The following is an 18,419-nucleotide window of genomic DNA, read 5'->3' as shown; positions in this document are numbered from 1 at the left end:
GAACCATTGCGTTACCGAAGCGACCTTGCAGACCCTGACGTGTGGTGCGGGCGGCCGCTCCGATGGTGGATGAGGAGCACGACGCTCCAGGGGCCGAAGAGAAGGAACTTCAACGCATTCCACAGCATGAGGACGAACATGAGGTAGAGCCATTTGCTCCAGCCCTGCTCAATGAGCCCAATGCAGGTGACTGCGATCAGCAGGTAGACGACGCCGAGGAGCATGGAGGGGATCCCCCATTTGAGACCGCGCCGGGTGCGCAGCTTGTCGAGAAGGATGTTCGTCGGCATCCACCTGCGGAGGAAGATGCGGGTGTGGATGCTGGCGTTCCAAAGCCGGTTCAGGAGCATGATGTGGGCCTCACTTTCGCACGCAGGACTATCGCGGTGTGGCTGGTCCTGAGTGGTTCAGTACCCGAGATCATTCCCGGACGGTCTGCCTCACCCCAGCTTGCGGGGATCGGCGCGTGGTTGCTCCTGCCAACATCAGGATACGGCGAGCCCCGGCAAGAAGGAATACCCCCAAGGTCCTGGCGGGCTGTGCCTAGAGCGTCCGCCCGCCCGGTCGCTGCGCGGCTTCTTGAGTTCTCTCAACGGTGTCGTTTCGGTGTCTGGCGAGTGCGGTTTGGGTGCGTTCGTAGTCGATGCGTTGCGCATCATCGGCAGGTATCGGCCCGAGGGCGCTTGTTGAGGTGATGCCCCAACGGTCACGGTATGCGACGACCGCACGGACCACGTCGCGCTGCACTTGCTGGTCCCGCTTGGCGAGTGTGCTCAGCCACGGTGCGGGCTGCTCGATTGCGGCCTGGGTGAGAGTATCGATGCGTTGCTCCACGAGGCGCTCACGCTCGTTCAATGCCCGCAGCATCGCAGGGTCGCTAATGCCCGTAGCTCGCGGTACGAGCCCCGCGATGAGCCCCGCCTCGCTCCTCGACGAGGGTGGGTAGGTACTGGCGATCTTTTGGATCCGGTACCGAAGCAGTGACCCGAGGTCCTCCACGCCGTCGAGGTTCCCAGCCTGCACGATCTGTGGCAGAAGTTGCGCGATGTCGTGGCCCGCGGCCTCGAGGCGACGCAGTTCAGTGGTGAGGATTCCAAACGACTCAGTCTCCACAAGCTCATCGATGACATCGACGCTCAGGCCTCCGCGCTCGAGCAGGACGGTCCAGCGATGTTGCTGAGCTTCTTGTGCGATGGCGTCGTATTCAGCGGCAAGCTGCGCGAGCGATCCCCACGCTTCTTGCTCGGCAGTGATGGTGTCGTGAGCGGATTGTTCCGCCCCGACGTGTTGCAGGATGCCATAAAGGATGCTCCTGGCGGTCACCTGAAGGTCGTCGCGGTGCTGGTGCTCTTCGAGGTGGTGCTGATCGGTGGCGATATAGGCGCGGTTTGATTCCCGGCCGCGACTCATCGCGACGTAGAACGATTCACGAGTCATCTCAGGCGACGACACAATCGCATGCGCCGTCGTCACGGTCGAGCCCTGCGCACGATGCGCAGTGATCGCGTAGCCGAGGTTCTGTAAACGCACCTACCTCTCACACGAGAAGGAAGGCGGGCCGGAGCATGGGCCAAAACGAGCAGCAAGAGCAGACCACGGAGCCATTGCGGGCGGTGGTGTACGTCCGCATCAGTGACGACCCCGAGGGCACCGAACGCGGCGTGGATCGGCAGGAGTCGGACTGCCGAGCCTACGCCGCCGCCCACGGGTGGGAAGTCGCAGCGGTGTTTCGTGAGAATGACACGTCGGCGTTCAAGCAGCGCACGATCACGCTCCCGTCTGGTGAGCGGGTGCGGCGGGTGATCCGTCCTCAGTTCCGCGCCATGCTCACACACCTCACCGACGGTCACGCGCAGGTGATGGTCGCCTACGACTTGGATCGTGCGGTGCGCGACCCGCGCGACTTGGAAGACCTCATCGATGCGAAGGTGCTCGGCGGGTTCACCGTCCGCTCAGTCACCGGCTCACTTCGGTTGGATACGGACTCTGACGTGGCGATGGCCAGGGTGCTGGTGGCGATGGCGAACAAGTCGTCCGCTGACACTGCCCGCCGTGTCGCACGGGCGGCGAAACAGCAGGCAATCGAGGGTGCCTGGCACGGCGGCAGGGTGCCATTCGGATACCGCGCCGAGGCAGGCGCGCTTGTGACCGATCCGGTGACGGGGCCGCTGGTAGTCGAGATGTATCAGCGGGTGCTGGCCGGTGACTCGCTCTATCGCATTCGCAAGGACTGGAATGCGCGCGGCATCCTCACCACCCACGGGTGCGCCTGGTCAGATCGGACACTCAAGATGGTGCTCTACAACCCCTCCAACAAGGGTGTGCGCGAGTATCGGCCCGTCATGCCGGACGGGAGTCGCGCGAAGACCTCGAAAATGCAAGTGAAAGCGGCGTGGCCCGCGCTCGTGGATGAGGACACCTGGCAGCAAGTCTCCGATGTGCTCGACGCCAGGAAGCAAGCGCGGAGCTTCCACCAACCCGGCACCGGGGCGGCGAAGCGCATGTATCCCTTCTCGGGGCTGATCCGCTGTTCGAAGTGTGGGACGGCGATGATTCACCGGGGCGGCGTGTACCAGTGCATCCAGCCCACGCGGGGCGGGTGTCACCGTTCGATCCGTTCTGCCGAAATCGAGAGGCTCGTGGAAGAGGCTGTGCTGGCGACGTTCGAGCAGATCACTCTCCACCCCAAAGAACGCCAACGATCCAGCGGCGACCTTGTGGCGCGAGTCGGGCTCACAGCGATGCTCGACGCGGACCGGGAGCGCCTGGCCAGGCTTGATGACGACTACTACGACGGGCTGATCGATAAAGCGATGTGGGTGCGGCAGCGCGCGAGGATCGCGGAGCGGATCGAGGCGACCCGCCGCGAGTACACCGCCGCCATGCCTGAGCACGCTGGGTCGAGCATCGACGTCACTACGGTTGCGACCGAATGGGAGGGCCGCACCCCGATGTGGCAGTACCAAGCGGCGAGCCTCATTCTCCAAGCCGTACTCGTGCACGCGCTCCCGCAGGGCATGAACGGTGCGACCCCGGCCCGTCGCCGTAACGAGAGCGTCGAAGCGTTCCATGTGCGTCGTGCTGCGTACCGTGCCGAAGTCCTCTCGCACCGGGTCGAGTTCATCTGGCGCGCATAAGCCGGATCGTGCGTGATTGGCCCCGCCCCTGGCAGCAAAGCAGATTAGGGGGCGGGGCCGTTGCCTTTCTCAGCGACAGCCGGGCTCATGGGGCGTGGCGTGGTGCAGAGCTCGCGCAGTTCGGCCAGCACCGCAGGATCGGCCACCACGGTGGTGAAGCCCTGCGCACTACGGGAGGCGGCGGCGAGCCGCGCGCCGAGCGTGGCAGCAGACGACGGAACAGGGGCGGCGGCGGGGATGGCGGTGTGGGTGTTCATACCGTTAGGTGCGGAGCCCCGCCCCCAGATTCATCGTGGGTTGTGCTTGTCGGGATGGGCGGCGCGGATCGCATCCATCAGCGCCTCGTCGTCGCGCAGAGCGTCCACCGTTTCGCCGCGCAGTAATCGCAGCAGCACACCGTCACCGACCGGGGTACCAGCATGTTTCCGGTCGGGATGCCCGAGCACGATCCGCAACAAGGTCGACCACGAGCGGGGCGGCAGACCGAGCAGCACCGGGATCGTGCGGTCGCGGCGCAGTACCTCGACCCCGCGCTGACGCGAGGACAGATCAGCGAGCCGGTAGACCACATGCTCAACGCACTCGGCAACGAGCGCAGTATCCCAGCCCGCCGAGACGAATAGCGCGACCGTCGCAGACAGCAGCGCGGCCACTCGTGCCTCATGCTCGTTCTCGTCCGCGTCGTCGTCGTTGTGTGTGAATGCGGGGTGATAGTCGGCCAAGCGCTCTCGCTCGGCGAACCGCACAGCATCATGAAACCCGACGATCCGAGCGGTGTGACGCACCTTGTTGGCAGAGGTCAGCATTCCTGCGGCACGAGTCTCCGCGTGACAAGTGATCTGCACGGCACGGGTGACCACGGCCCACGGGTTGTCCGCGTTCCGCGTCGAGGGAGCGAGCATAACCTCGAACGCGGCAGAGGCGACCTCCCAGGCGTCCAGTCCGTGCTTACGCGCGAGTGGCCGGTACTTCGTAGCGGTGTACCGCATAAGTTCTGATGCTTCACGGTCACCCCGCCAGGCGCCCGGCCCGGACTCATGTAACCGGACAAGGAGGGCCCGCAGTCCATGCGGGCTCTCGAATTCGTGGCAGAATGAATCTGCTGGGGCCGCGGCATCGATGCTCGCGGCTGGTGTGCTGTGCTCGTCCACGGTGACGCCTCCCACAAGGGAGGTGCGACAGCGGAACCCGCGACCGGTTTTTCAATCCCAGCGTTATCAGGCGGGTAGTGCCCTGGGTGGGCGACAAGTATGTGAGCGTGATCTGCGGACTTGTTCGCTCTGCGACGCAGAGGATCGCCTCCGACCCCTTGGGAATGGATTGCGCTAGAAGGCGCTGATCTGGACACCGTCTCCGCTGTGAGCAGATTCGGCTGCGGGCTCGGGGGCGGGGGCTTTATCATGAAGCATGGTTGAAACGCCCACGGCTGCGAGCCCGATCAGCCCCAAAAGCACTGATGCCGATGGTGAATCCAGGGTTCCCGAATCCCGCGAACCCCTGTGGCGGCACATGCTCGGTGAATCGCTGAGAGAGCGGCGGACAGATAGCGGTGAGACCTTAAACGAGGTGGCCGCGCGCGCGGGGGTATCGCCGCAGTATCTTTCCGAGATCGAGCGGGGGCTGAAGGAACCTTCGAGCGAGATTATCGCTGCGGTTGGAGGCGCATTAGGGATCACGCTGCTTGATCTCACCTTGGATGTTGCTCGGTCCCTCGCGATGACGAGTGACACACAGGTCGAGATTTCGGTATCGCAGTCGTTCTTTGCGCTTGCTGCCTGATCCCGTGTCTGTGAGCCAGCCATCCTGCTATCACCGTTGCGCGATCACATGGTCAAGAAGTCCGTAATCGCGGGCGGTGCTCGCGGTGAACACCCGATCATGGTCGGTGTCCGCGCGGAGCGTTTCGATGCTCTGGCCCGTGTGGTGCGCGAGTACGCCCTCGATGTCGGAGCGTAGTCTGATGACTTCATCGGCTTGCAAGATGAGATCGGGGATCGTCCCTCGGCCTTGCGCGGCTGGCTGGTGGAGCACGATCCGTGCGTGCGGCAGCGCCGCACGTTTCCCTGGTGCGCCAGCGGCGAGAAGCACTGCTCCGACGGATACCGCTTGCCCGACACATGTTGTGGCGACATTAGGCTTGATGAACTTCATCGTGTCGTAAATGGCGAGCATAGCGCTCGGGTCGCCGCCCTCGCAGTTGATGTAGAGCTGGATGTCACTATCAGGACTGTCTGCTTCGAGGTACAGCAGTTGTGCGATGAGGGCGTTGGCGACTCCCGCGTCGATCCCGGTTCCTAAGTAGACGACACGCTCGGTGAGCAGGTGGGAATACACGTCCATGATGCGTTCACCACGAGGATGTTGCGCGATGACATTGGGAATGGTGTAGCTGCTCATCGGCTTGACCCCTTCGGCTCGGAAGTGAACCCGGTCACCGTCTGGCGTTGCTGGGGCCGGTAGTCGTCGAAGGAACCCACGATGGTGTCGATGAAGCCGTACTCGCGGGCCTGCAAAGCTGAGTACCAGTGGTCGTGCAAGGAGTCTTCAAAGATGCGTTCGACCGGTTGTCCGGTGTCCTCCGCGATCAACCCGAGAACGGTATCGCGCGTGTGGCGGAGGTCGTCCGCTTGTAACGCGATGTCCACAGCGGCACCGCCGATTCCGGCCGAGCCCTGGTGCATGAGTACGCGGGCGTGTGGGAACGCCTTCCGTTTGCCTTTGGTGCCCGCGGAGAGCAGGAACTGTCCGGCGCTGTATGCGATACCGAAAACGAGCGTTGAAACGTCGTTGGGGATCGTGTTCATGACGTCACGTATCGCGAGCATCGCCGGTACCGATCCGCCAGGAGAATGAATCCACAGTGCGATATCGGCTGACGAGTCAATCGAGGCAAGGCTGATGAGTTGTGTTGCGAGCAAGGTGCCGTTGTCGTCATCGAGCGGCCCATCGAGGACGAGCACCCTTCGCTCGTACAGTTCGCGTCTTACGGATTCGGTGAACAGTGGCTGTTTCGGGGAATCGCTCATGCTTCAATCGTCGCTCTCAGCGCAGCAGCGCGTTGAGGTATCTGCTGTTGGCAGAGCTGCCCACAGCAGAGAGGCACCGGTGCCAGATCGGACTACACGGCTGCAGCTTTCTGTCGATCTACCTGACGGCAGGCTTCGTTGTTAGCCGAGGCGTGCCGTCAGCATGGGGTACAGGGTTGCCAGGAGAAGAATCGCCATGAGGATGTTGAACATGCGCCTGTTCTGAGCGCGCTGGAGCCAACCTCGAACACTTGATCCGAACAGCGCCCACAACGCAACGCTCGGCGCGTTGACCAGCGCGTAAATGATGGCGACGACCGCTACCTGCACCACGGTTGCCCCGGCTGGGAGGTAGTTCGCGGACGCTCCTACTGCCATCACCCATGCTTTCGGGTTCACCCACTGAAACGCGGCGGCGCCAAGGAATCCGAGGGGTCTCCGGCGCGTTCCGCTGTCGGACGGTGCGGGGGCTGTGGCGATCTGCCAGGCGAGCCAAACGAGATACAGCGCCCCAACGATCCGTACCCCGGTGTAGAGGGGCGGGTACGCGGTGAACAGTTCGGCAAAACCGAGCCCGACTCCGAATACCATCACTCCGAATCCGATGCTGATCCCGGCGAGGTGCGGGAGCGTCTTGGCGAAGCCGAAATTGACCCCGGAGGCGAGGAGCATCAGGTTGTTCGGTCCAGGAGTGATCGAAGTGACCAGAGCATAGAACCCCAGAGCGAGGAGCGTGTCAGTATTCATCCGGGGACAGCCCCCGGCAGGGAGGGCGCAGGATTGGATCTTTCACACACACTGCGAGTGTGACACTCATCGGCTCAATGCGGCAGGTGTCCTAGTACACTTGACTTCCGATGAGTACACGATCGACCTGGCACCCGTGGATCGAGGACGGTGGCACAGCAGCCCTCCACGAGAGACTCGCGGGAGCACTTGAGAGCGACATTCTCCGTGGCGAGATTGCCCCCGGGGCGCGCCTGCCTGCACATCGTGATCTAGCCCGGCGGTTGGGTATATCGGTGGGCACGGTAACGCGTGCCTACATGAACCTTGAACGCCGAGGGTTGGTTACTGGCGAACATGGACGGGGCACATTCGTTGCTGCGCCGGACTGTCCACGCGACGGGACTGAGCTCATAGACCTGTCTGTCAACGTTCCGCCGCCGATGCTTGCCGCCCGAAAGCTGGCAAGCACGTTGACAGCCCTGCCTCAGCTTGTATCAACGACCGACCTCTCGACCTACTCCGACCCACTCGGCATGCTGCGTCATCGACAGGCGATCGCCACTTGGTTGAGCACCCAGGGCATGCCGGTTACGGCTGAACGAGTGCTGATTACACATGGCGCACAACATGCTCTCGCTGTCGCCTTCGCTGCTGCAGGTGAGCCCAGAGGGGTCGTGATCACTGAAGCACATACCTATCCAGGAGCCCTTGAGTCGGTCCGGCAAACCGGGAAACAACTCATCTCCGTACGCACTGATGACCACGGAGTGATCCCTGACGTGCTCGCAGACGTGCTGAGATCAACTCAGGACGCACCTTCTCGGATCGTGTATCTGACACCAACTCTGCACAACCCGTTCGGCTACGTCATGGATCAACGACGACGGACCAGCATCGTCGACGTGTGCCGCAAGTATGATGCCACCATCATTGAAGACGATGTCTACTCGGTGTTCCGAGCCGCCCAGACAACACCGTTGGCAACGCTCGCCCCCGAAAGAACCTGGTACGTCAACGGCTTCTCCAAGAGCCTAAGTCCAGGCCTCCGAGTCGGTACCCTCGTCTCTCCCGAAAACAACCAGCTCCAGGGACGTGCCGTCCTCCAAGCAACGACCCTGGGGGTCAGCCCGTTAATGGCTGAACTTGTCGCGCGATGGATCTCTGACGGCACCGCCGCCGATATCGCTATCGCGTTGCGCGCCGAATCCGAAGAACGGCTCGACCTCGCCGGGTCGATGCTCGCCGACCGTATCCCGTTTCTTCCCTCTGGCGGCTTCCACCTCTGGCTCCCGATGCCCAGGGCCCAAGCAGAGGAAACCGCGCACCTGGCAGCGCGCGAAGGCATACTCGTCACGCCTCCGACAGCAACGCTCACTGATCCGTCGAGTGAAGAATCGGGTCTCCGTGTGTGCATCGGCCGCCCCGATCCTCGGCAACTCGAACGCGGGCTCGCGCGGCTCAAACGCCTCATTGAGACGATGCCCTAAAGAGGAAGGCCACAGAGGCACGCAAGGTGGAAGCATCCGAACGATCGAGAGCCCAGCGGGTTGGGTCCTCGTCTCCCGCGTCGCAGTTCACGAGCCGTCGACGGCAACCGTGCCGGACCTCTGGCTCAACCTCAGTCCCCTTCGGCGGAGTATCGCAATCGTCTGGCACCAGGGCCTTCAGCGGAAAGCTGGTCATCGGGGTTGAGAATGCGACAGGTATTGAGCGAGAGGCAACCGCAGCCGATGCAGCCAACGAGTTCTTCTTCAAGACGTTCCAGTTCTCGTCGTCTCGCTTCAAGTCGCTCGTGCCAGCGTTTAGAGATCTTTCGCCAGTCGGCCTTTCCCGGCATCCGGTTCTCAGGCAGTGACTCGAACACCTGCGCAACCTCGGCCAAAGGAATACCAAAACGACGGGCAGCGCTGATGATCCCGATCCGACGCAGCACATACCTGGGATACCGGCGCTGGTTCCCAGCCGTACGAACGGAAGAGATCAAACCCTGATCCTCATAGAACCTGACCGCGCTGGTAGCGATTCCAGCGCGTCGAGCGACTTCCCCAACCGTGAGGAGATCCGTGGGTGCGTAGCTCACAGCGCCTTCTCCTTGACTTCAAGTGAACTTGAAGTTCTAGCGTAGCTGATGTGACTTCATCGACACCGGAACACCCGCAGCAGCCCACGCCCTCCGCTATTCCTGAAACCCAATCCGGGTGGAGGGCGCTCTTCTCGAAGCCGCACCTATCGGCAGTCATCGTCATGGCGAGCGGGGTCGGCCTGTACGCCATGAACCTGTACTTCACCGCAGCGCTCATGCCAACCGTGGTTTCAGAGATCGGTGGTGAGCAATACTACGCCTGGGCGTCAACCGGGTATTTGATCACAGCGGTGATAGCGACGATGTTCGTCAGCCGCATGCTCACCACGCAGGGAGCTGCCCGAGCCTACGTCACCGCGTACCTGCTCTTCGCTGCCGGGACCCTCATCAGCGCAGCAAGCCCAACGATGGAACTGTTCGTGACCGGGCGAGCAGTACAAGGCTTTGGCGCGGGCCTACTCACGGGCCTCGGCTACGCGGTGATCCGCAGCGTTCTACCCCAGACCCTCTGGACTCGTGGCACCGGAGTGGTGTCCGCGATGTTCGGCATCGGCACTCTCGTAGGTCCTGCACTCGGCGGCGTGTTCGCCGAACTCGACGCATGGCGCCCCGCGTTCGGTGTGCTCGCCGCGCTTGCGATCGCCCTAACGTTCGTGACGCTGCGTGCCTTGCCCCGACATAAACCTGCGAAGTCTCCACAGGCTCGAGTGCCGATCCCTTCAATCATCGCCCTCGCCCTCACGTCAGCAACACTCAGCCTCAGCTCCACCCTTTCAAGTAACTGGGTGCCGGTGATGATCGGCGCAGGGCTGCTTCTTCTCATCGTGTTTCTCGCGGTCGATGCTCGTGACGTTAACGGGGTGCTTCCTCGACTCACCTATACCCGCGGCAACCAACTCAAATGGGTGTACCTCACGGTCGCAGCGCTATGTGCGGGCGTCATGACCGAGAATTTCATCCCGCTGTTTGGACAGCAGCTCGCGAACCTCTCCCCGTTGCTGGCAGGCCTCCTGGGGGCGGTTCTCTCGCTTGGGTGGGTGGTTGCTCAACTTTTCAGTGCGAACGCCACCGGGAACGTAGCTCGCGCGTTTACTCGTACCGGTCCAGTGCTCCTCACCTTTGGCCTGGTCGCCTACGGGCTATTGCAAGTCACGGACGCTTCGGCGCTCACGGTCGTATTGTGGGTGGTCGTGCTATTGATCGCGGGTGTCGGTATCGGACTTGCTTTCCCGCACCTGTCGGTCGCAGCGATGAGTAGCAGCGACGACGAGGTCGAAGGTGCAAAGGCCGCAGCCGCTGTCAGCACGACGCAGTTGATTGCGTTCACCCTCACCTCGGCGATCGCAGGAAACCTGCTCGTCCTCGGCGGCGCGAGCGACCTCACAGCAGCCCGCTGGCTCATCCTGGGAATCGCCGTTATCACCCTCGTCGGCATTTTTACCGCGCTTTCTGTCACCAGGAAGCCTCGAACAGCACGTTAAGAGGCAGGCGCAGCCTTTGGCTTAGCGTCGATATCGTCCGCGAGCATTTCAGTCTCGGCGCGCGTGTCGGGATCAGTGAGGTCGAGGTCTCGCGTCATCGTCTCCGAGAAGGCGTGTCGGATGTGTTCGTCGCGTGTTGTGCTGTCTTGGCCGTGCTTCCAGTAGGCGGCGGCGAACAGGTGGTCTCGATCCTGTCCGTGCCGGATGAGGCATCGGCGTGCCTCTGCGACGGTCGAGGCTTCGGCAGCGAGCCAGGTCTGTACTCCAGTCTTGAGGGGGATCGTGGGGAGCGTTTTATCGAGTTCGTCGCAGAGTTCTGTCGGTGTCCACCCGTTACCTGTGCGGAGATGCAGTTGGAGGCCGGGGTGCGTCGGGATGAGCACGCTATCGTCGGATTCTGGGATGTGAAGCCAGGCATGTACCCGGTTTGCTTCCGGGATGGCGTGGAGGATCGTGGCAGCTGCGGGGAGTGCACTGGCGTCAGCGATGAGAATGTGCTCGATGACCTCATCACCGAGCGCCCACTCGCGGCGGACAGCATACACATCGACGTGGTCGCCCGGGCGGGCCTGGGCCAGCCAGGGCAGGAGGATACCGCTCGTATGGGTGAGGACGTCGATCTCGATCGTTTCGGGTGCGAGTCGGCGTGAGACGGTCATCGCTCGCATCTCGGGCGCGCCGTTCTTCCCAGGTACGGCGATTTTGATGCCGTCTGCGGGCAGTGTGGGCTTGTAGTCGGCCAGGCCTGCCGAGGCGAGGGTGACGCGCGTGTAGCTCGGGGCGATGCTGTGAATGCTGGTGATCTCGGCGTTGGCGGAGACGGGACGCATGGTCTGCTGCGTGAGTTCGCGGATGCGACGGCGGATGGTAGTCATGCCGGCTGTGGTCCTTCCAAGGGGATGGTGTGGTCGGGGTGCCAGATGGCGGGGTCGCGGTGTGTGACGAAGACGAGAGTCGCATCGATGTCAGCGAGGGCGTCGGCGATCCGCTGTTCTGTGGCCGCGTCGAGAGCGGAGGTGGCCTCGTCGAGCACGAGCACCGGTGCGTTCTTGAGGAGAGCGCGTGCGAGCGCGACGCGTTGACGTTCACCTCCGGAGAGCGCTTGCCCGTGGACGCCGAGGTGCTGGTGGATGCCGAGCGGGTCGCGAGCGATCACCTCGCCCAGTTGGGCGCGCTCGGCCGCGTGGATGATCTCGTCGTCGGAGGCTCCGGGGCGGCCGAGTCTGATGTTCTCGGCGAGCGTGCCGGTGAGCACGACGGGATCCTGGGGGACGTAGGCGATTCTTGCGGTGATCTCCGCCTCCTCGAGTGCGGAGAGCGAGACGCCGCCAAGTGTGACGGTGCCCTCGGCAGGGTCGTCGAAGCGCTGCAACAGTCCGAGGATGGTGCTCTTGCCCGCACCGCTGGGTCCGGCGACGTGGACACGTGCCCCTGGGGGAATGGTCGCGGTGATCGTTCGCAGGGCGGGAGGATGTCCGACGTTGCGGAGTTCGATCTCTGAACCTGCCGGAGGTACGGGGTGAGCGGCGGCGGGAAGGCTTGGCGCCGTCGCGGCGGAATGGTAGGCCGAGCTGTGTGAGCGTACGTCGTTCAGGCTGACGCCGGCGAGGGCGAGTTCGTCGATCGGAGCGGACGCTCGGATGGTGAGCACCAGCAACGCGAGGGCTGCCGCCGGGGCCGCGAACTGTCCGGACACGGCAAGAAGGATCAGCATCCCGGCAACGGGCGTGGCCGATGCGAGAGAGGACACGAGGGTTGCGGGCGCTGCGGCACGGTTGGTTCGCGCCATGGCCTGTTCCTGTCGTGCCCATGCTTCATCTGCGCGGACGAGACCTCGGGGACCGGCTGCGGTGCGGATCAGTTCGAGGTGGTCGACGAGTTCCATCGTCGCGCGCGTCGCCTCCTGCTCGATGCGATGACGTTCGGCGTCAGCGCGTTGCAGATGGCGTTGCGCGAGCATCTGCGCGGCGAGGGCGGCCAGAAGTAAGAGGGCGAGCACGCCTGCCTCGCGAGCACCGGACACGAGTCCGACCGCAACAATCATGAGCAGAGGGACGAGCGGCGCGCAGATCACTGTCTGCAGCTGATGGGCGGGCACACCCATCAGCGCCGGGATGCTGCGTCCGGCAACGGTGGTCACGAGTGCGCGGTTATCTGCCGTGAACCAGGACAGCTTCGCGGCCGAAAGGGATTGGCCGAGCTGGGCGTAGAGGTCGCCGGCCAATCGCGCGCCGCCCAGATACCCGGTGCGGGAGACCAGCACGGTGGCGACCAGCGACACCGCCGCTGCGGCGAGCACGGGCAGGACGCCGCCCCGGTCACGGATCGCGACGGCAAGGACCGTGTAGGCGGTAGCTTCGGCGAGGGCTACGAGCACCCAGCCGGTGCCGATCCATGCGATCCGCCGTCTCGCCGGGGTCGGGAAGCCCGGCCGCGCCTGCTCGGTTGCAGAGGTGCTGCGATTCATCGGTCGTCTCCTTCCGTAGGCGCGGCCGCCGGGAGGAGCCTGAGGACATGGTCGGCTCGGTCGGCGAGGCGCGGATCGTGGGTGACCGCCACGACGGTCTTCCCGTCAGCGCGGGCGAGTTCTTCGAGTTCGTCCCAGAAGCGGGTGGCTGTCGCGTCGTCGAGGGCGCTCGTGGGCTCGTCGAGCAGGATCGCGCCCGCGGGCGCGAGGAACGCGCGGGCAAGCGAAACGCGCTGGCGCTCTCCACCTGACAGCAGGGCGGCGTCGGTATCGAGCGGGAGGTCGAGCTGGGCGCGAGCGAGGGCGGCCGTCAGCGTCGCGTCGTCGGCATCGGGGGCGGTCAGGCGAAGGTTCTCGCGGATGCTTGCGGGAAGCACGTCGCCGCCCTGCGGGATCAGCAGAACCGCCTCCGGCCGTGCCTCTTCGGAGAACGCCGACACGTCGGTTCCGCCGATCCTGACGATGCCGCTCACAGGCGGCTGCAGGCCCGCGAGCACGCGAAGGAGGGTGCTCTTTCCCGCACCACTCGGGCCCGTGACCGCCGTCACCGCGGACGCCGGCGCGGTCAGGGCGAGCCCGTCAAGGATCCTCCGCTCGCCCACCGAGACCACGATCCCGTCCGCCAGAACGCCCGCCGGCCCATCAATCGGGTTCGCGCTGCCGTGCGGCAGCACAGGTTCGGCGAGGAGCGCCCCGATGCGTGAGGCAGCGGCCCGCCCCGCGCTGATGTAGTCGAGGCCGTGTCCGAGCCGGAGTGCGGGCGTGACGAGGGCGAGGCTGAGCAGGAGGATTGCCGCGAGCACGGCGGGCTCCCGGGCGGAGCCGACCGCGTAGGCGATGGCGTAACTCGCGGCCGCTTGCAGCAGGCCGACGGCGACCGCGGCGGGAGTGGCGACGCGTCGCACCCAGGCGAGCATGCCGGTGGTGAAGCGCCGGGCGGCGTCCGTATAGTCCGCGAGGGCGCCTTCCGCTGCGCCGTAGCTGCGGAAGACATGGATGCCACGGGCGTAGTCGTCGATCGCGGTCGTGATCTCGCCCATCACCCGACCCCGCTCGGCACCATGTCTCGCCGAGAGTCGTGGGATCACCGTGAGGTAGGCCGCCCCGGCGAGCACCCCCGGGACGAGGGCGAGCAGGGATACGGGCCCGGCGAGTGCCAGCATCAGTAGAACGGCGCACATGGGGACCGCGACGAGGGTGGCTGCCTCCGCGGGAAGGTGGGCGATCATGTGGTGCAGCGCGGCGACGTCCTCGGAGACGAGCCGACGCGACCGATCCGTCGGGTAGGCGGCCAAACGATCGGCCGGCAGCCGGAGCAGACTACCGGCCACCTCGCGTCGCACACGCGCCTCGAACCGCCCCTCGACAGCGTGCGCGAGCCACGAAGCACCCGCAGCCAGGAGCGCCGCGCACAGCCAGGCGCCGCAGGCCCAACCCACCCCTTCGGGGGCCGGGGTGTCGATCATGCGCACGATCTGCCACATCGCGGCCAGACCGCACAGACCCGAGAGCGTCGCGCCAGCCGCTGCAACGGCCAGCGCCGGGAGGGAGGGACGCAGCAGTCGCAGGACGGCGGGGTCGAAGAGAGGTGTCGTGGTTGTCACCCCCAAAACTATACGTGTATAGTTAGGGTGACCCTAAACGAATTGGATGACATTGTGAACAAACTGGTTCCCGCGCAGATCGTGGACGAGGCCCTCGCCGTCATACGTTCCGATGGCGAGGTTGCGCTCTCGATGCGTTCCCTTGCCACGAAGCTGGGTGTGACCCCGATGGCGCTGTACCACCACTTCGCAGATCGCGACGCGCTGCTACTCGCACTGGTGGAGCGCGTCTCCGAGACGATCGCCTTCCCGGTACCCTCACACGACCCCGTACGGGACTCGGTCGATCTCGCCCTGTGCCTGCACGGCTTCCTCGTCGAGCACCCATGGATGATCCGCCTGATCTCCACCGGCAGGCTCGCAAGCCCGGCCGGCCTCCGGTTCCCGGAAGGGTTCCTCTCCTGCGCACGCCACGCCGGGCTCGATGACGAGGCAGCGTTCGTGTTCTACCGAACCATGTTCGCAACCATCCTCGGGCAGGCCACCATCACCTGCGACAAGCGGGACCGCCCGAGCGTTCTCCCCGAACACGACGGAGCCCGCGTGCTGCTCCCCGTCGTCACGGAACTGGCGCCGCGCTGGCAGGAACTCGACGCGGCGCAGACCCCGGCGCGAGTGTTCGAAGCCGTGGCGGGCATCCTGTCCGCCGCCTAAGGCCATACCCCAGCAAAGAAACGAGAAAGATCCATGCTCAGATCCGCATATACCCGTACCGCCTCCGCGATGGCTGCAGTGTTGGCCGGCGCGCTGCTACTCGCCGGCTGTGCCTCCGGGCCTACGGCGCCTTCCACGGACGGATCCACACCCGGCGACGGCGCATTCCCGCTGACCCTGCACAACGCCTACGGCGACGTCACGATCACGGACAAGCCCGAACGGATCGCCGCCCTCGGCTACGCCGACGTGGCGCTGGCATCGGCGATGGGTGCGGAGGTGGTGCTCGCGCCCGAATCATTCACGTCGGTCGCCGGAGCAGGCGATGACAAGAACCTGCCGTACATCGACCCGCTCCCCGAGGACACGACCTGGGTGAACCCGATGAGCATCAACGTCGAGCAGGTCGCCTCCGCTAAGCCTGACCTCATCCTCGCCACCGCCGCGTTCACACTGGACGAGGCCATGTACCAGCAGCTCAGCGACATCGCACCCGTCGTCACCTACGAGGAAGGCCTCTACCAAGCCACCAGTGAGGAATCCGCCGCGCGCGTCGGGCAAGCCCTCGGCGACCCCGAGGCCGCAGCTCAGCTGATCCAGCAGGCCGACGACGCCATCGCGAAGATGAAGGAAGAACTGCCGAACCTCGACGGCGGCACCTTCCTGTACGGGCAGGCCCGCGACGGCGTGGTCGTGTTCCTGGTCGATCAGGAGAACGTCACCGCCCGGTTCATGCAGCAGCTCGGACTCATCTCCCTCCCCGCGATCACGGACCTCGGCGGACAGGGCTCCGTGCCCGGCTCGATCGACGTGAGCTTCGAACAGGCCCCGCTGTTCAACGACGTCGGCGTGCTGTTCATGACGTACCAGTCCGACGCCCTGCAGGAGAAGTTCGAGTCCGACCCGATCGTGTCCCAGCAGCCGATCATGCAGCAGCGGTACTTCCCCGTCGGCCTCGAGGCCGCGACCGCCTTGCAGGACCCCAACGTCGCGGCCGTGCCGTGGCTGCTCGAAGAGCTGCGCCCCGGCCTCGAACTCATCCCCGCGACGTGACCCGCCCGCTCGAGGAGGCGCGGCCCGCCCGCTGGCCACGCCTCCTCGCAACGGTGCTCCTCGCAGCCATCCTGGTAGGCCTGCTCGCCTCCGCCAGCATACTGATCGGCTCCCGACCCGTCGGCCCCGCCGAGATCATGGCGCTCGTCAGCGGGCAAGGATCGGAGGACGTGCGGACCCTTGTCGGCGAGGTACGTCTGCCGCGCACCCTCGCCGGGCTGCTCGTCGGTGCTGCACTGGCCTGGGCCGGGGCGCTCATGCAGGCGATGACCCGGAACCCCCTCGCAGACCCGGGACTTCTCGGCGTCGGATCAGGGGCCGCATTCGCGGTGACGATCGGCATGAGCTGGCTCGGACTCCGCTCCGCCCTCGGGATCGCCGCCTCCGCGATCATCGGTGCCGCAGCGGTCACCACGGTCGTGCTCATCCTCGGCCTCCGAGGGCGTGCGGACGGTTCTCGGCTGATCCTCGCCGGAGTCGCATTCAGCATGACCATCTCCGGTATCCAGTCGGCCATCACCCTGCTGAACCCCCGCGCTCTCGACGCGATGCGAGCCTGGTCCGCCGGATCGCTCGCAAGCCCCGATCGCGAGGTCATCGCCCTCTCCCTCCCGGTACTGGCCGCCGGCGCTCTGATCGCCCTTCTGCTGGTCCGCCCGATGGACGCGCTCGCCCTCGGCGACGACCTCGCCCGCGGCCTCGGCTCCCACCCCCTGGCCACCCGTGCCGGCACCGGGCTCGCAGCCGTGTGCCTCGTCGGCGCCGCCACCGCGATCGCCGGACCCATCGGGTTCATCGGCCTCATGGTGCCGCACATCGTCCGGCCCTTCACCGGCCCCCGCACCGCACCCCTCCTCCTGATATCCGCGTTCACGGGCGCCGGCCTGGTCCTCACCGCCGACATCCTGTCCCGCATCATCCTCTGGCCAGGAGAGATCCCCGTCGGCGTCGTCTGCGCAGCCCTCGGGGCGCTCGCGATGCTCGTCCTCCTCCGGAGACACCAATGACCCGACGCCCGACCAACCACAGACCCGGTGATCGCACCGCATGGCGGTGGACGATCGCATCCCTCGCACTCACCGGTCTGATCCTCGCCTCACTCACTTCCGGCGACCTGCCGCTGACCCCGCAGGAGGTACTCGACGCGCTCCTCGGACGCGCCGACGACTTCACGACGACCGTCGTCCTGACCTGGCGGCTGCCACGCGCACTCACCGCCCTCGCATTCGGCGCAGCACTCGGCGCAGCCGGCGCGATCTTCCAATCCCTCACCCGCAACCCGCTCGGCAGCCCCGACGTCATCGGCTTCAACACCGGCGCATACACCGGGGTTCTCCTCACGCTGCTCCTCCTCCCAGCAAGCGGGTTCCTCACTCTCGCAATGGCCTCCATCGTCGGCGGCCTCGTGACGGCTGTCCTCGTGCTCGCCCTCGCCCGTCACACGCGAAGCGGGGTCCGCCGCGGCCTCATCCTCACCGGGATCGCCATCAGCGCCCTCCTCGCCGCGGTCAACACCTGGTTGCTGTACCGCACCGACACCGCCACCGCGACAACCGGCTCCATCTGGGCCGCCGGCACCCTGGACAACATACGCTGGGCACAGGCCTGGCCCGCCCTCACGACCCTGGCCATCATTGGAATCGCCACCGCCACTGTTCTCCCGACGCTCCGCATCCTCGCCCTCGGCGACGACCTCGCCACAGCACTCGGCCTACGAGTGCCCCGCACGAGAACGACACTCGCCATCTCCGCGGTACTCCTCACCGCCACCACCACCGCGGTCGCCGGACCGATCATGTTCATCGCCCTCGCCGCGCCCCACATCGCAAAGACCCTGCTCCCACGCAGCCGACCGATCCTCGCCGCCACTGTCTCCGGCGCGATCTTGCTCGCCGCCGCCGACTGGATCGCCGCCCACGCCTTCGCACCAACCCAGCTCCCCGTCGGCGCGATCACCGTCACCCTCGGCGGACTCTACCTCACACTCTCGATCCTGCTGCGACGTCAATGATCAGTCCCGAACCTGCCGAAGAAGCGTCACACGGCCAGACGGCACCTTCCATCCCGCATAGGCCTGAGCACAACAGATCCTCTCGAAAGATCGCTTAGCCTTCACCATCTACACAGTTATGCACGTATGCCACCGTGGGTGGGGTGTGCGCACCTCCTTCATGAGACGACTCAT

Annotated in this window: 19 protein-coding genes; 8 read left to right on the top strand and 11 right to left on the bottom strand. The window is 65.3% G+C overall.

Annotation, left to right across the window (positions count from 1 at the left end; genetic code table 11):
* Positions 1–11: 11 nt before the first annotated feature.
* Both QP140_RS06515 and QP140_RS06510 read right to left on the bottom strand, forming a co-directional pair.
* Complete coding sequence (locus tag QP140_RS06515) at positions 12–350, bottom strand: sulfate permease (RefSeq protein WP_070759177.1); 339 nt, start codon at positions 348–350, stop codon at positions 12–14.
* Positions 351–543: 193 nt separating this feature from the next.
* Positions 544–1,437, bottom strand: coding sequence for a hypothetical protein (locus tag QP140_RS06510; RefSeq protein ID WP_141759454.1), 894 nt, complete (start codon positions 1,435–1,437; stop codon positions 544–546).
* A gap of 128 nt (positions 1,438–1,565) precedes the next feature.
* On the opposite strand from QP140_RS06510, the gene QP140_RS06505 reads away from it, so the two are divergent.
* Positions 1,566–3,137 carry a recombinase family protein gene (locus QP140_RS06505; RefSeq protein ID WP_034375400.1) on the top strand — a complete coding sequence of 524 codons (1,572 nt, stop codon included), beginning with the start codon at positions 1,566–1,568 and terminating at the stop codon, positions 3,135–3,137.
* A gap of 44 nt (positions 3,138–3,181) precedes the next feature.
* Here the strand turns inward: QP140_RS06505 and QP140_RS06500 are convergent, their stop codons facing one another.
* Both QP140_RS06500 and QP140_RS06495 read right to left on the bottom strand, forming a co-directional pair.
* Positions 3,182–3,394: a hypothetical protein gene (locus QP140_RS06500; protein ID WP_034375397.1), complete on the bottom strand. Its 213-nt coding sequence runs from the start codon at positions 3,392–3,394 to the stop codon at positions 3,182–3,184.
* A 30-nt stretch (positions 3,395–3,424) separates the two neighbouring features.
* On the bottom strand, positions 3,425–4,126 hold the full coding sequence (locus tag QP140_RS06495) for an exopolyphosphatase (RefSeq protein ID WP_227909757.1): 702 nt from the start codon (positions 4,124–4,126) through the stop codon (positions 3,425–3,427).
* Between the two features lie 418 nt (positions 4,127–4,544).
* Here QP140_RS06495 and QP140_RS06490 point away from each other — a divergent pair, with 418 nt between their 5' ends.
* Positions 4,545–4,916, top strand: a complete 372-nt coding sequence (locus QP140_RS06490; protein WP_081976562.1) for a helix-turn-helix domain-containing protein — start codon at positions 4,545–4,547, stop codon at positions 4,914–4,916.
* Between the two features lie 30 nt (positions 4,917–4,946).
* Here QP140_RS06490 and QP140_RS06485 read toward each other — a convergent pair whose 3' ends face one another.
* From QP140_RS06485 to QP140_RS06475, 3 genes are all read right to left on the bottom strand, one after another.
* The gene (locus QP140_RS06485; protein WP_034375306.1) at positions 4,947–5,534 is read right to left on the bottom strand and encodes a ClpP family protease; all 588 of its coding nucleotides are present in this window, start codon (positions 5,532–5,534) and stop codon (positions 4,947–4,949) included.
* Positions 5,531–6,163: a ClpP family protease gene (locus QP140_RS06480; RefSeq protein ID WP_034375303.1), complete on the bottom strand. Its 633-nt coding sequence runs from the start codon at positions 6,161–6,163 to the stop codon at positions 5,531–5,533. The genes QP140_RS06485 and QP140_RS06480 overlap by 4 nt, the downstream gene beginning before the upstream one ends.
* A 141-nt stretch (positions 6,164–6,304) precedes the next feature.
* Positions 6,305–6,910, bottom strand: coding sequence for a LysE family translocator (locus QP140_RS06475; protein ID WP_034375299.1), 606 nt, complete (start codon positions 6,908–6,910; stop codon positions 6,305–6,307).
* Between the two features lie 110 nt (positions 6,911–7,020).
* On the opposite strand from QP140_RS06475, the gene QP140_RS06470 reads away from it, so the two are divergent.
* Positions 7,021–8,379 carry an aminotransferase-like domain-containing protein gene (locus QP140_RS06470; protein ID WP_034375297.1) on the top strand — a complete coding sequence of 453 codons (1,359 nt, stop codon included), beginning with the start codon at positions 7,021–7,023 and terminating at the stop codon, positions 8,377–8,379.
* A gap of 131 nt (positions 8,380–8,510) precedes the next feature.
* Here the strand turns inward: QP140_RS06470 and soxR are convergent, their stop codons facing one another.
* Positions 8,511–8,972, bottom strand: a complete 462-nt coding sequence (soxR, locus tag QP140_RS06465) for a redox-sensitive transcriptional activator SoxR (RefSeq protein ID WP_034375295.1) — start codon at positions 8,970–8,972, stop codon at positions 8,511–8,513.
* 50 nt (positions 8,973–9,022) lie between these two features.
* Between soxR and QP140_RS06460 the strand changes: the two genes are divergently transcribed.
* Positions 9,023–10,456, top strand: a complete 1,434-nt coding sequence (locus QP140_RS06460) for an MFS transporter (RefSeq protein ID WP_218079000.1) — start codon at positions 9,023–9,025, stop codon at positions 10,454–10,456.
* Here QP140_RS06460 and QP140_RS06455 read toward each other — a convergent pair.
* From QP140_RS06455 to QP140_RS06445, 3 genes are read right to left on the bottom strand one after another with little or no spacing between them, the layout of a single operon-like run.
* Positions 10,453–11,331, bottom strand: a complete 879-nt coding sequence (locus QP140_RS06455; protein WP_034375290.1) for a siderophore-interacting protein — start codon at positions 11,329–11,331, stop codon at positions 10,453–10,455. The genes QP140_RS06460 and QP140_RS06455 overlap by 4 nt on opposite strands.
* Complete coding sequence (locus QP140_RS06450; protein WP_034375287.1) at positions 11,328–12,923, bottom strand: ATP-binding cassette domain-containing protein; 1,596 nt, start codon at positions 12,921–12,923, stop codon at positions 11,328–11,330. Before QP140_RS06450 ends, QP140_RS06455 begins: the two co-directional genes overlap by 4 nt.
* Complete coding sequence (locus QP140_RS06445) at positions 12,920–14,527, bottom strand: ATP-binding cassette domain-containing protein (RefSeq protein ID WP_034375285.1); 1,608 nt, start codon at positions 14,525–14,527, stop codon at positions 12,920–12,922. Before QP140_RS06445 ends, QP140_RS06450 begins: the two co-directional genes overlap by 4 nt.
* Before the next feature lie 54 nt (positions 14,528–14,581).
* Here QP140_RS06445 and QP140_RS06440 point away from each other — a divergent pair, with 54 nt between their 5' ends.
* Genes QP140_RS06440 through QP140_RS06425 form a run of 4 tightly spaced genes read left to right on the top strand, consistent with a single transcriptional unit; the run spans position 14,582 to position 18,245 of the window.
* Entirely contained in the window at positions 14,582–15,181 is a 600-nt protein-coding gene (locus tag QP140_RS06440) for a TetR/AcrR family transcriptional regulator (protein WP_070759195.1), read from the top strand.
* Between the two features lie 33 nt (positions 15,182–15,214).
* A complete protein-coding gene (locus QP140_RS06435; protein WP_284758706.1) occupies positions 15,215–16,234 on the top strand; it encodes an ABC transporter substrate-binding protein in 1,020 nt (339 codons plus the stop codon).
* Entirely contained in the window at positions 16,231–17,241 is a 1,011-nt protein-coding gene (locus QP140_RS06430; protein WP_070759181.1) for a FecCD family ABC transporter permease, read from the top strand. The genes QP140_RS06435 and QP140_RS06430 overlap by 4 nt, the downstream gene beginning before the upstream one ends.
* The gene (locus QP140_RS06425) at positions 17,238–18,245 is read left to right on the top strand and encodes a FecCD family ABC transporter permease (RefSeq protein ID WP_034375273.1); all 1,008 of its coding nucleotides are present in this window, start codon (positions 17,238–17,240) and stop codon (positions 18,243–18,245) included. The genes QP140_RS06430 and QP140_RS06425 overlap by 4 nt, the downstream gene beginning before the upstream one ends.
* The last annotated feature ends 174 nt before the right edge of the window (positions 18,246–18,419 follow it).

Origin of the sequence: Corynebacterium sp. UMB9976 (assembly GCF_030212265.1) — a bacterium.
Classification (GTDB): domain Bacteria; phylum Actinomycetota; class Actinomycetes; order Mycobacteriales; family Mycobacteriaceae; genus Corynebacterium.
Note: the sequence above shows the minus strand (reverse complement) of the source record. Positions and strands in the feature narration are given on the sequence as shown.

Bases quoted from the DNA above. Each gene is read 5' to 3' on its own strand.
- QP140_RS06515 (WP_070759177.1), bottom strand. From the start codon at position 350: ATGCTCCTGAACCGGCTTTGGAACGCCAGCATCCACACCCGCATCTTC.
- QP140_RS06510 (WP_141759454.1), bottom strand. From the start codon at position 1,437: ATGACTCGTGAATCGTTCTACGTCGCGATGAGTCGCGGCCGGGAATCA.
- QP140_RS06505 (WP_034375400.1), top strand. From the start codon at position 1,566: ATGGGCCAAAACGAGCAGCAAGAGCAGACCACGGAGCCATTGCGGGCG.
- QP140_RS06500 (WP_034375397.1), bottom strand. From the start codon at position 3,394: ATGAACACCCACACCGCCATCCCCGCCGCCGCCCCTGTTCCGTCGTCT.
- QP140_RS06495 (WP_227909757.1), bottom strand. From the start codon at position 4,126: ATGCGGTACACCGCTACGAAGTACCGGCCACTCGCGCGTAAGCACGGA.
- QP140_RS06490 (WP_081976562.1), top strand. From the start codon at position 4,545: ATGGTTGAAACGCCCACGGCTGCGAGCCCGATCAGCCCCAAAAGCACT.
- QP140_RS06485 (WP_034375306.1), bottom strand. From the start codon at position 5,534: ATGAGCAGCTACACCATTCCCAATGTCATCGCGCAACATCCTCGTGGT.
- QP140_RS06480 (WP_034375303.1), bottom strand. From the start codon at position 6,163: ATGAGCGATTCCCCGAAACAGCCACTGTTCACCGAATCCGTAAGACGC.
- QP140_RS06475 (WP_034375299.1), bottom strand. From the start codon at position 6,910: ATGAATACTGACACGCTCCTCGCTCTGGGGTTCTATGCTCTGGTCACT.
- QP140_RS06470 (WP_034375297.1), top strand. From the start codon at position 7,021: ATGAGTACACGATCGACCTGGCACCCGTGGATCGAGGACGGTGGCACA.
- QP140_RS06455 (WP_034375290.1), bottom strand. From the start codon at position 11,331: ATGACTACCATCCGCCGTCGCATCCGCGAACTCACGCAGCAGACCATG.
- QP140_RS06450 (WP_034375287.1), bottom strand. From the start codon at position 12,923: ATGAATCGCAGCACCTCTGCAACCGAGCAGGCGCGGCCGGGCTTCCCG.
- QP140_RS06435 (WP_284758706.1), top strand. From the start codon at position 15,215: ATGCTCAGATCCGCATATACCCGTACCGCCTCCGCGATGGCTGCAGTG.
- QP140_RS06425 (WP_034375273.1), top strand. From the start codon at position 17,238: ATGACCCGACGCCCGACCAACCACAGACCCGGTGATCGCACCGCATGG.